Raw genomic sequence first — 12,179 nt, 5'->3', positions numbered from 1 at the left:
GATACAATGAATATGCCTTACAGCCAAACTGTATAAAGTGCGCTAAGCGCCCTGACTTTTGCCAGGGCGCTCAGCTTATACTTTATTACTCTAAGGTGATCTCGAGTGCCAGACCTCTTAACTCGTGAATCAATACATTGAATGATTCAGGGATATTTGGCTTCGGCAACACATCGCCTTTAACGATTGCCTCGTAGGCTTTCGCACGGCCGATCACGTCGTCAGATTTCACTGTAAGTATTTCCTGCAGTACGTTCGAAGCACCGAATGCCTCGAGAGCCCACACCTCCATCTCACCGAAACGCTGACCACCGAACTGAGCTTTACCGCCCAATGGCTGCTGCGTGATAAGTGAGTATGGTCCGATAGAACGTGCGTGCATCTTATCGTCAACCAAGTGGCCCAGTTTAAGCATGTAAATCACGCCTACTGTTACTGGCTGATCGAAACGATCACCTGACAGACCATCGTACAGGTATGTACGGCCGAAGCTAGGCAATCCAGCTTCTCTTAATTCAGACTGTACCTGCTCTTCTGTAGCACCGTCGAAGATCGGAGTAGCATAAGTTCTACCCAACTTCTTGCCGGCCCATCCAAGCACGGTTTCATAAATCTGACCGATGTTCATCCTTGAAGGTACACCCAGTGGGTTTAGCACGATATCCATTGGTTCACCTGTTTCCAGGAACGGCATATCTTCTTCACGCACAATACGGGCAACCACACCTTTGTTACCGTGACGACCAGCCATCTTGTCACCCACTTTCAGCTTACGCTTCTTAGCGATGTATACTTTGGCTAACTGCACGATACCTGCTGGCAATTCATCTCCTACCTCCAGTGTGAAACGCTCACGCTTGAAGTGTGCAGAAGTGATGTTGCGGCGCTTGTTGTAGTTTTTAACAAGTTCCACCAGCATGTTGTTGGCTTTCTCATCAGTTGTCCAGTTCTCCAGGATCAGATCTTTGAACATGTTCACCTCTTCAGGTACCGCATAGTTACTTTCGTCCTTATATGGGTTCTTCTCAGGGAACAATGCCTCAATGATGTTTTTTCTGCTGAACTTAACACCTTTAGACAGAATCTCATCACCAAACTTGTGCTTGATACCCTGAGACGTTTTGCCTTCCAGCAAAGCCACCAGCTTATCAACCATCACGTTCTTAATGGCGTTGAGGTCTTTCGAGTATTTTACTTTTAACTCTTCAACCTCTTTCTTAGACTTAGCCCGTAGGTTTTTGTCTTTCTTAGGTCTTGAGAAAAGCTTTGTTTCAATAACTACACCGTTCAGTGATGGCGGCGCCTTAAGCGAAGCATCCTTCACGTCACCGGCTTTGTCACCGAAGATAGCACGTAGAAGTTTTTCTTCCGGAGTCGGGTCCGTCTCACCTTTTGGTGTAATCTTACCGATCAGGATATCACCCTCACGAACCTCAGCACCAATACGGATGATGCCGTTCTCGTCCAGGTTCTTCACAGCTTCCTCGCTCACGTTCGGAATTTCAGAAGTAAGTTCTTCTTCACCACGCTTCGTCTCACGAACCTCAAGTTCGAATTCTTCAATGTGGATAGAAGTGAAGATGTCATCTCTTACTACTTTCTCAGAGATAACAATAGCATCCTCGAAGTTGTAACCCTGCCATGGCATGAACGCCACCTGCATGTTACGACCAATTGCGAGTTCACCATTATTAGTAGCATAACCTTCACAAAGCGGCTGTCCTTTCGTTACACGCTGTCCAGTGTAAACAATCGGTGTCAGGTTGATACAAGTATCCTGGTTCGTTCTTCTGAACTTGATCAGGTTGTAGGTTACATACTCTGCATCGAAAGCAACCAGCTTTTCTTCTTCTGTCAGATCGTATTTCACAACGATCTTGTTAGCGTCTACGAAGTCAATTACACCATCACCTTCAGCGATTACAAGTGCTCTTGAGTCGATAGCCGCTCTTCTTTCCAGACCAGTACCCACAATTGGAGCTTCAGCTTTCAATAGTGGAACGGCCTGACGCTGCATGTTCGAGCCCATCAAGGCACGGTTGGCGTCATCGTGCTCCAGGAATGGAATCAACGAAGCCGCTACCGATACGATCTGGTTCGGAGCAACGTCCATATAGGTATAGGTCTTAGGCTCTTCTACCGGGAAGTCACCTTCGAATCTACCTTTTACTCTATCATTAATGAAGTTACCACTGTCATCGATAATGGCATTCGCCTGTGCAATGTGGTGGGTATCTTCTTCTTCTGCTGTCAGGTATTCAACAGATCCATCCATCTCTACTATACCTTCATTTACCTTGCGGTAAGGCGTTTCGATGAAGCCCATGTGGTTAACACGAGCGTGCACGCATAGAGATGAAATCAGACCGATGTTCGGACCTTCTGGCGTTTCGATTGTACACAGACGACCGTAGTGCGTGTAGTGAACGTCACGAACCTCGAAGCCAGCACGCTCTCTGGATAGACCGCCTGGTCCCAGTGCAGATACACGACGCTTGTGCGTCACTTCTGCCAATGGGTTAGTCTGGTCCATAAACTGAGATAGCTGGTTTGTTCCGAAGAACGAGTTGATTACAGAAGACAGCGTACGTGCATTAATCAGGTCAACAGGTTTGAAGTCCTCATTGTCACGCACGTTCATACGTTCTTTGATAGTTCTGGCCATACGGGCAAGACCTACACCGAACTGTGCATATAGCTGCTCCCCTACCGTTCTTACACGGCGGTTGCTCAAGTGGTCAATATCATCCACTACAGCCTTCGAGTTAATCAAACCGATCAGGTACTTTACAATAAGAACGATGTCCTCATTTGTAAGAACTTTCGCATCCCAGTTCGTATCAAGACCAAGTTTCTTATTGATTCTGTAGCGGCCTACTTCTCCAAGATCATAACGCTTGTCAGAGAAGAACAGCTTTTGGATAATGTCACGCGCAGTTTCCTCGTCTGGCGCCTCTGTATTTCGAAGCTGACGATAAATCTGCTCTACCGCTTCTTTCTCGGAGTTTGAGTTATCCTTCTGAAGTGTATTGTAGATAATGGCATAGTCCGCAATGTTCACGTTTTCACGGTGAAGAATGATAGACTTAGTACCAGAATCCAGAATAACGTCGATATCGTCTTGCGTAATTTCTGAATCACGCTCGAGAAGTACTTCGTTACGATCAATTGATACTACTTCACCTGTATCCTCATCCACAAAGTCTTCTGTCCATGTGCGTAGCACACGTGCAGCCAGCTTTCTGCCGATCGCATTCTTCAGATTTGTCTTTGTAGCAGGCAACTCTTCAGAAAGACCGAATAGGTCAAGGATATCCTTATCTGTACCATAACCAATAGCACGCAAGAGCGTTGTTACCGGGAACTTCTTCTTACGGTCAATGTAGGCATACATGACGTTGTTTACGTCTGTTGCAAACTCAACCCAAGATCCTTTGAAAGGAATAATTCTGGCAGAATAAAGTTTTGTACCGTTTGTGTGCTTGCTTTGAGCGAAGAACACACCCGGAGATCTGTGAAGTTGAGATACAATAACACGTTCAGCACCGTTGATAACAAATGAGCCTTTCTCGGTCATGTATGGGATATTACCCAAGAACACTTCCTGCTCGATTGTTTCAAAGTCCTCATTGTCTTCATCGTTACAGATGAGACGAAGCTTGGCCTTTAGCGGAACCGAATAAGTTAGACCACGGTCAATACACTCATCTACAGAGTATTTTGGCGGGTCGATATGGTAGTCGATAAACTCTAGTACAAAGTTTTCTCGTGAATCGGAAATCGGAAAGTTCTCAGCGAACACCTTGAACAAACCTTCCTGTGCTCTATTTTCAGCAGGAGTCTCCAGCTGGAAGAAGTCCTGGAATGACTGTAGCTGAACATCTAAGAAGTCAGGATAGTCAATTACCGGATTTATAGAGGCAAAATTGATTCGCTCTGTCGTTTTATTCTTAGCCAAAGCCTTGGAATTTTAACGTTTACAATATGATTCCAGCACACAGCCATTCGTATAGCCATGGGCAAAAAAAGGATTCAAATTTGAATCCGTATACAAACAGGAAAAGACCTGACTAAACTGCCAGGTCTACCTGTTCTCGGTATGTTGGTAAGTGAGATTATTTAACCTCTACTTCAGCGCCAGCTTCTTCTAAAGACTTCTTCAGTGATTCAGCTTCGTTCTTATCCACACCTTCTTTCAAAGGCTTAGGAGCGCCGTCTACCAGTTCTTTAGCTTCTTTCAGGCCAAGACCAGTCAATTCTTTTACAAGCTTAACAACTGCAAGCTTAGATGCACCAGCTGACTTAAGGATTACGTCAAAAGAAGTTTTCTCTTCTGCAGCAGCTCCTCCTTCAGCAGCACCACCACCAGCCATCATAACTGGAGCAGCAGCAGCTGGCTCGATACCATACTCATCCTTAAGAATTGTAGCTAGTTCATTAACCTCTTTCACAGTTAAGTTTACTAACTGCTCAGCGAATGCTTTCAAATCTGCCATTTTATTGAAATTAAAAGTTACTTATTGATTACGTTTTTAAAATTATTCTTTTTCAGATAGGGTTTTCAGGATACCGGCTAGTTTGCCACCGCTGCTCTGAAGAGCAGAAACAACATTCTTAGCTGGAGACTGAAGCAAGCCGATGATATCACCGATAAGCTCATGCTTAGACTTGATGCTGGCAAGTGTATCCAGTTGGTTTTCGCCGATGTAGATACCGCCATCAATATAGGCACCCTTCAATAATGGAAGTGCATTGCCTTTCTTTCTGAAGTCTTTCAGAAGCTTACCAGGAGCATTGCCTGATTCAGTAGAAAACAAGATACCAGATGATCCTTTCAGGATAGCTTCCAGATTAGAGGTGTCTGCCTCTAGGGTATCTAATGCTTTCTTAATGAAAGTGTTTTTGTAAACTTTGTACTCCAACCCTCTTTCGAAGGCTAATCTCCTGAACTGGTTGATGCTCGCTACAGTCATGGTAGATGCATCTGTGATATAGAAATAGCTAGTGTTCGCTAACTTCTCGCTCAGGTCTTTAACAATTATCTCTTTTTCTTCCCTGGTCATGTTCTTAGATAGTTGCGTTCTTGTCAACGATTACGGCCGGGCTCATTGTGCTAGACAATGTTATGCTCTTAATGTAAGTACCCTTTGCTGAAGATGGCTTCAGGCGGTTTAGTGTAGCAATCACTTCTGCAGCGTTAGCAGCTAACTGCTCCGGTGAGAAAGAAACTTTGCCTACACTTGTATGGATGATACCATACTTGTCAACTTTAAAGTCGATCTTACCTGCTTTAACTTCTTTTACTGCTTTAGCTACGTCTTGTGTAACTGTACCAGACTTAGGGTTTGGCATCAGGTTACGTGGACCTAAGATTCTACCTAAACGACCTACTTTAGCCATTACAGCTGGCATCGTGATGATCACGTCTACATCTGTCCAGCCTTTTTCAATCTTTTGGATATAATCATCCAGACCTACGAAGTCAGCGCCTGCATCTTTGGCTTCCTGCTCTTTGTCAGGTGTTACCAATGCCAGTACTTTTACGTCTTTACCGGTGCCATGTGGAAGGGTAACAATACCACGTACCATCTGGTCGGCTTTGCGAGGGTCAACGCCTAAGCGTACATCAATATCAACAGAGGCATCGAACTTGGTAAAAGTGATATCTTTTACTACTGAAGCCGCATCTGTTAAAGAATACTCTTTTGTCAGGTCAGCCTTTTCTAAGGCTGCTTTCCTGTTCTTTGAAATCTTCGCCATTATCCTTTAACTCTAATTATTCGTTCCACGGAGCGTTTCCAGACACTGTAATACCCATGCTTCTCGCTGTACCAGCTACCATTTTCATAGCAGCTTCCAGTTTGAAAGCATTTAAGTCAGGCATTTTCAGCTCTGCAATCTCTCTTACCTGATCCCATGTAACTGAACCTACTTTGTTACGGTTTGGCTCTTTAGAACCACCCTTAATCTTAGCAGCATCCATTAACAATACCGGAGCAGGAGGCGTCTTAATAACGAAGTCGAAGGACTTATCTGCGTATATTGTAATCAACACTGGTAACACTTGTCCTGGCTTATCCTGAGTTCTAGCATTGAACTGCTTACAGAACTCCATGATGTTAAGACCTTTAGAACCAAGTGCAGGTCCAATCGGTGGCGATGGGTTCGCGGCACCTCCCTTTACCTGAAGTTTCAGGTAACCTTTTATTTCCTTTGCCATTATTTGTATTTACTACGATTCTTTTTCTACCTGCATGTAATTCAGCTCAACTGGTGTGTTACGGCCGAATATCTTTACCATAACATTAAGCTTCTTACGTTCTTCGAACACTTCCTCTACAGTACCTGAGAATCCACTGAAAGGACCGTCCATCACTTTCACCATTTCTCCAACTAAGAATGGAGTATCCAATACTTCTGCCTGTTCTTCTGCCTCATCTACAGTACCCAGTATTCTGTTTACTTCAGACTGGCGAAGCGGAACCGGCTTCTTATTCTGACCTCCTTCGTTTGAACCGAGGAAGCCTATTACCCCTGGTGTGCTGATGATAATGTGTTCAGCTTCACCATGTGAAAGATCAGCTTGTACCAGTACATATCCCGGGAAGAAATTTCTCTCTCTGATCTTCTTCTTTCCACCTCGCATCTCATACACCTTCTCGGCTGGTATGAGAACCTGAGGAACGTACTCTCCAAGATTCTGTCTTACTACTTCGTTCTCCAGATACGCCTTTGCCTTTTTCTCCTGTCCGCTTACAGCGCGAACCACATACCATTTTAAATCAGCCATAGACTCAAATTAAAATTGGTTGTAAAACCAAGACAGCGACGAATCAAAAACGAAATCCATAGCTCCAACTACCAGAGCAAATATTAAAGACCCGATCAACACCAATACAGAGCTATTCTGCAGGTCAGAATATGCAGGCCATGAAACTTTGTTTTTCATTTCCTCCACTGTCTCGTCTATGTAGCCTTTTACTTTGCTCATCGCCTTCGCTTTAATAGGATTTAAATTGCACGGGTGGAGAGACTCGAACTCCCAGCCAATGGTTTTGGAGACCACTACTCTACCAATTGAGCTACACCCGTAAAAAAATGCACACCAATTTTAATTGGAGTGCAAATTTATTTAAAAGAATATTAAAAACAAACCCGTTTCCGAAAAAGATTCCAGAAACGGGTCAGTTTTATATATTATTAGTCAAGGATTTCAGTTACCTGACCGGCACCTACTGTTCTACCACCCTCACGGATAGCGAAACGTAGACCTTTCTCCATTGCTACTGCGTTGATCAGGTTCACCTCGATAGTGATGTTATCACCAGGCATAACCATTTCTACGCCTTCTGGCAGCATGATCTCACCAGTAACGTCTGTCGTTCTGAAGTAGAACTGTGGACGGTACTTGTTGAAGAACGGCGTGTGACGTCCACCTTCTTCTTTAGAAAGAACGTAAACCTCAGCCTTGAACTTCGTGTGAGGCTTCACAGAACCTGGCTTACAGATAACCATACCACGACGGATATCAGATTTCTCAATACCACGAAGCAATAGACCTACGTTGTCACCAGCTTCACCACGGTCAAGGATCTTACGGAACATCTCAACACCAGTAACTACTGACTTAAGGTTCTCAGCACCCATACCCAGGATTTCAACCTGCTCACCAGAGTTGATCACACCACGCTCGATACGGCCTGTAGCTACAGTACCACGACCAGTGATTGAGAACACGTCCTCAACTGGCATCAGGAATGGAAGGTCAGTCAAACGAGCTGGAATCGGAATATAGCTATCAACTGCAGCCATTAATTCTTCGATTGTCTTCACCCACTTCTCGTCGCCGTTCAAGCCACCAAGAGCTGAACCCTGGATAACTGGAATGTTGTCGCCGTCGAAGTCGTAGAAAGAAAGAAGCTCACGGATTTCCATCTCAACAAGCTCAAGAAGCTCTGGATCGTCCACCATGTCAACTTTGTTCATGAATACTACCAGCTGAGGTACACCTACCTGACGAGCAAGAAGGATGTGCTCACGAGTCTGTGGCATTGGACCATCAGTTGCAGCAACCACAAGGATAGCACCGTCCATCTGGGCAGCACCAGTAACCATGTTCTTCACGTAGTCAGCGTGACCTGGGCAGTCAACGTGAGCATAGTGACGGTTCTCAGTTGCGTATTCTACGTGAGAAGTATTGATTGTAATACCTCTTTCTTTTTCTTCTGGAGCGTTATCAATAGAAGAGAAGTCGCGAAGTGCAGCAAGACCTTTCTTAGCCAAAACTGTAGTAATGGCAGCAGTCAAAGTTGTTTTGCCGTGGTCAACGTGACCGATAGTACCGATGTTTACGTGCGGTTTGGAACGGTCAAATGTTTCTTTAGCCATTGTATGATAATTAAATTAAGGTTAAAACGTTTAAGTATGTTGCGTTAATTATACACGTAACGGACTTTGAGCCAACGATGGGAATTGAACCCACGACCCCTTCCTTACCAAGGAAGTACTCTACCCCTGAGCTACGTCGGCTTTTGCCATCACTTATCTTAAAAATGAGTTTATACTAAAAAGGAAATCCATCTTCATGAAATTCCTTACAAAGCAACCCATAATTGATAAGCAGCACGCCGTTTGCTTATTGAGCGGGAGACGAGGGTCGAACTCGCGGCCTATAGCTTGGAAGGCTATCGCTCTACCAACTGAGCTACTCCCGCTTTTAATGAAGCAAACCATTAAATAGCGTGGTCTTAAATTGTGGGGAGAGCAGGATTCGAACCTGCGAAGTATCACTACAACGGAGTTACAGTCCGTCCCATTTGGCCGCTCTGGAATCTCCCCTAATATTCAACCTGGCTGACTTATTCAGCCTTTCCTTAGCACTTCAAAACTGTTTTTCAGTCCGCTGTTCGTTCTAAGGAGATGCAAAATTAAGCGCTTTTTCTTTCCAGTCAAATATTCTCTAAAAAATTATTCACTTTTTTTTCTGGGTGTCCTACAATGCAACCTGATTGTATAGCTCTAGAAGCCTTTTATCCTGCTCATTTGCTCTTATTTCTTTAAGCAACTCTACTATCTCGGGACGCTCTGAATGCACCATAAGTGTTTGAAAGGCAGCCATGCGCACGTAATACAACCGATGCTCCTGTGCCAATTCCGCCAGCATACCAATCGCCTCGGGGGTATAGGCTTCCGGGTTTACCGCCATAAATGCGCCGTAGCTCTGCAACAGATAATAAAGACCTACTCCTTTGGCATTTTTCATCTGCTTCATAAACCAATCATATTTACCGGCGCCTCCTTTCACTGCATAGTATGAAGCCAACGCCAGCACGATCTCCTCGTTTGTCTCCTTTTCAAAACTGGCCAGGCGTTGGTTGATGTCAGGCGCCTCTGTCATGGCATAGCCCAGTATACCTGCGGCTGCCACTTTGTAAGAGTCATCTTCCATTGCTTTCTTATATAGTTCGCTATACTCATCATCGCCCCATTCAGAAAGCAGCATGATAGCACCTGCTCTTACTTCCCCTTTTTCATCGCTTTCAGCTATTCGCTTCACAATTGGCTCCAACGTTTCGGTCTGCCTTGCTGGTAAACGTCCCGCTACATCTAAAGCCAGGTTTCGCACAGCCCAGAACTCGTCTTTCAAAGCGCCCTGCAACAGGCTTCCCATTTCCTGCTGGCTTAACTCCTTCTCCAACTCTTCTAATGCCTCAAGTTTTGCAGCCAACCCGCCTGCGTTGTTAAACTGAAACTCCAATTCTTCGGCTGTCTTCGCATGCTCTACAGTACCAAGTAGCTGCTGCTCGCTGTCAAACAGCACAAGTTGCGGCTCTGCACTTACAGGCAGGTTAAACACCTGGTTTGCTTTGGTGATCTCGATACTATGCTCTGCTTTCTTACCATTTTCCCAAACTGCTACTTTCAGCGGCAACCTGTACACTGGCTGATAGAGCGTATCTTGCTGCTGCCATACCTGAAGTGTAAGCGCACCATTCTGATAGGTATGGCTTACTTTAAGCTCCGGATGACCCGCTCGCAGGAACCACTGATCAAAGAACCACATTAAGTCTTCACCAGTAGTATCTTCAAAGGCCATGCGCAATTCAGCCACTTCTACATCTGAGAATTTGTTCTGTGTGAGGTAGCGGTTCAGTGAAGCAAAGAACGCTTCATCTCCCACATACTTGCGAAGCATATGCAGCACACGGCCGCCCTTTGCATAGGAGTGGCTATCGAACATGTCTTCCCGGTCCGCATAGCGATAGCGAATCAACGGTTCACGCTTGCTTTCGGATTCATCAAGGTACTGCCCCAGTTCGTCCAGGTGATGGAAGGCTGCTTCGTCAGCACCATACTTGTGCTCTGTCCACAGGTATTCAGAATAGTTGGCGAACGCTTCATTAAGTGGCAGGTTAGCCCACGACTCTGTAGTCACGTAGTTACCGAACCACTGGTGGAACAGTTCGTGCGCAATGATGCCATCCCAGTTTTTATCAAGAAGCTCCCGCTCATTCAATTGCAGGTCTTCCATGAAAGTAGAGGCCGACGTGTTTTCCATAGCTCCTGACACGAAGTCGCGCACGACCACCTGCGAGTATTTCGACCAAGGGTAGTCTACGCCTAGTTTTTTTGAGAAAAACTCAAGCATTTCGGGTGTATTACCAAATATCTTCTTCGCAGTTTTCTCATAAGCCGGCTCCACATAGTAGTTCACCTCCAGGTCGCGCCACTTGTCTTTCACTACGGCATACTCCCCAATGGCCATCATGGTCAAGTATGGAGCGTGAGCCTGCTCCATTTTCCAGTAGTCAGTCTTGGTGCCATTCGGGTTTTTGCGTGAGTAGACGAAGGTGCCGTTGGAGAGTGTGGTGAATTGCTGATCCACGGTAATGTATAGCTCCTGCGTCATGCGCTCGTTAGGCGAGTCGATGGTTGGGAACCAGGCAGAGTTCGCTTCGGTTTCGCCCTGGGTCCAGATCTGGCGTGGCTTGTTTGGCTCCTCCCCTTTCGGGTTAATGAAGTAGAGCCCTTTGTCTTCGGTGATGGCATCACTGCCCCCTACCACCAACTCATTTGGCTTAGCCGTATAATCTATTTCAATGACATACTTGTCGTTTCGGGTATACGTTTTGTCCAGGTCAATTGTCAGCTTCATTCCGTCGTAGGTATACTGAAGCTCCTTCGCGTCAAAACCATTCATCAGGTTCACGCTGTGGATATCAAAACCTTTGGCATCTAATACAAGCTTATTCTGCGGATAGAAATAAGGTTTGAGGGTAAGCTCTGCGATGCCATGCAGGTATTGCTTATCCCAGTCAAAACTCACACGCAGTTTGGTGTGCAGCAGGTCGTGCACTCGTGTTCTAGAGGGATTGAAGGCATGGTTCTTAGGGGCCCAGACAGGAGGCTCGGCAATCTCCAAGGCTGGTTTGCCCGTTACTGGCTCAACCGTGGGAGTCGCCTTCGTTTGTTTGTTCACACTGCAGCCGCCTGTAAAAGCCATAGCGGCAGCAAGGCCAACTATGCTCAGAAACCTATGATTCATGATGGAATGTTTTAATTTTGAGCTCAATTTCTAAAAATACTCTGATAAATCAATTATCTTTAAGCTTCCAAAACCTGATTTAAAAAGATGCTCCAGATAAAAACCGCTAACGACAAGACATGGCAGGTTGATATTCAAAAAGACGCTATTCTCCTTAATGGATCACCTTTCAACTGGGATATTTCACCCCTTGGCCCTAACAGATATCATATCATAAAAGACGACAAGTCGTATACCGCAGAGTTGGTAGAAGCTGACTATCAGGCCAAAACATTTACTTTCAAGATAAATGGCATCAAGCAGACCGTAAGCGCGAAAGACCGCTTTGACCTGCTGCTTGACAAATTAGGTATGAGCAATGCCAATGCCCAGAAAGTGAACGATGTGAAGGCGCCTATGCCAGGGTTGATACTTGAAATAAAAGTGCAGCCCGGACAGGAAGTGAAGAAAGGCGATCCTATCATGATATTGGAGGCGATGAAGATGGAAAACATCCTCAAATCTCCTGGAGACGGCGTGGTGAAGGAAATAAAGGTAGCCGTGAAGCAGAACGTAGAGAAAAATCAGATCCTGATTCAATTTTAATTTTTTTGTGTTGCCGGATGGGCAGCACGTACTGCCTTGCCGCGACATG

The 12,179-nt window shown here is 45.3% G+C and carries 10 protein-coding genes and 4 tRNA genes; 1 reads left to right on the top strand and 13 read right to left on the bottom strand.

What is annotated here, in order from left to right:
- Window positions 1-85: 85 nt before the first annotated feature.
- The 13 genes from rpoB to Q1A54_RS02045 form a co-directional block, all read right to left on the bottom strand.
- The gene (gene rpoB, locus Q1A54_RS02105; protein WP_299984718.1) at window positions 86-3,958 is read right to left on the bottom strand and encodes a DNA-directed RNA polymerase subunit beta; all 3,873 of its coding nucleotides are present in this window, start codon (window positions 3,956-3,958) and stop codon (window positions 86-88) included.
- 157 nt (window positions 3,959-4,115) lie between these two features.
- Complete coding sequence (gene rplL / locus Q1A54_RS02100) at window positions 4,116-4,496, bottom strand: 50S ribosomal protein L7/L12 (protein WP_007654319.1); 381 nt, start codon at window positions 4,494-4,496, stop codon at window positions 4,116-4,118.
- 42 nt (window positions 4,497-4,538) lie between these two features.
- Window positions 4,539-5,063 (bottom strand): 50S ribosomal protein L10, encoded by a 525-nt coding sequence (gene rplJ, locus Q1A54_RS02095; RefSeq protein ID WP_196119985.1) that lies wholly within the window; start codon window positions 5,061-5,063, stop codon window positions 4,539-4,541.
- A gap of 4 nt (window positions 5,064-5,067) precedes the next feature.
- Entirely contained in the window at window positions 5,068-5,760 is a 693-nt protein-coding gene (gene rplA, locus Q1A54_RS02090) for a 50S ribosomal protein L1 (RefSeq protein WP_007654321.1), read from the bottom strand.
- Window positions 5,761-5,776: 16 nt separating this feature from the next.
- Window positions 5,777-6,220 (bottom strand): 50S ribosomal protein L11, encoded by a 444-nt coding sequence (rplK, locus tag Q1A54_RS02085; RefSeq protein ID WP_007654322.1) that lies wholly within the window; start codon window positions 6,218-6,220, stop codon window positions 5,777-5,779.
- Window positions 6,221-6,232: 12 nt separating this feature from the next.
- Complete coding sequence (nusG, locus tag Q1A54_RS02080) at window positions 6,233-6,790, bottom strand: transcription termination/antitermination protein NusG (RefSeq protein ID WP_007654323.1); 558 nt, start codon at window positions 6,788-6,790, stop codon at window positions 6,233-6,235.
- 9 nt (window positions 6,791-6,799) lie between these two features.
- Window positions 6,800-6,991 (bottom strand): preprotein translocase subunit SecE, encoded by a 192-nt coding sequence (secE, locus tag Q1A54_RS02075; protein WP_007654324.1) that lies wholly within the window; start codon window positions 6,989-6,991, stop codon window positions 6,800-6,802.
- A 28-nt stretch (window positions 6,992-7,019) separates the two neighbouring features.
- A tRNA-Trp gene (locus tag Q1A54_RS02070) sits at window positions 7,020-7,092 on the bottom strand.
- Window positions 7,093-7,200: 108 nt separating this feature from the next.
- Complete coding sequence (gene tuf, locus Q1A54_RS02065) at window positions 7,201-8,388, bottom strand: elongation factor Tu (RefSeq protein WP_196119987.1); 1,188 nt, start codon at window positions 8,386-8,388, stop codon at window positions 7,201-7,203.
- Window positions 8,389-8,457: 69 nt separating this feature from the next.
- Window positions 8,458-8,529 (bottom strand) — tRNA-Thr (locus Q1A54_RS02060).
- Between the two features lie 112 nt (window positions 8,530-8,641).
- Window positions 8,642-8,714, bottom strand: a tRNA-Gly gene (locus tag Q1A54_RS02055).
- A 41-nt stretch (window positions 8,715-8,755) separates the two neighbouring features.
- A tRNA-Tyr gene (locus tag Q1A54_RS02050) sits at window positions 8,756-8,838 on the bottom strand.
- A 154-nt stretch (window positions 8,839-8,992) separates the two neighbouring features.
- Entirely contained in the window at window positions 8,993-11,545 is a 2,553-nt protein-coding gene (locus tag Q1A54_RS02045; RefSeq protein ID WP_299984713.1) for a M1 family metallopeptidase, read from the bottom strand.
- An 87-nt stretch (window positions 11,546-11,632) separates the two neighbouring features.
- On the opposite strand from Q1A54_RS02045, the gene Q1A54_RS02040 reads away from it, so the two are divergent.
- Window positions 11,633-12,130: an acetyl-CoA carboxylase biotin carboxyl carrier protein subunit gene (locus Q1A54_RS02040; protein ID WP_076420894.1), complete on the top strand. Its 498-nt coding sequence runs from the start codon at window positions 11,633-11,635 to the stop codon at window positions 12,128-12,130.
- Window positions 12,131-12,179 lie beyond the last annotated feature (49 nt).

The sequence above is a fragment of the uncultured Pontibacter sp. genome, assembly GCF_947502515.1.
Taxonomy (GTDB): domain Bacteria; phylum Bacteroidota; class Bacteroidia; order Cytophagales; family Hymenobacteraceae; genus Pontibacter.
Note: the sequence above shows the minus strand (reverse complement) of the source record. Positions and strands in the feature narration are given on the sequence as shown.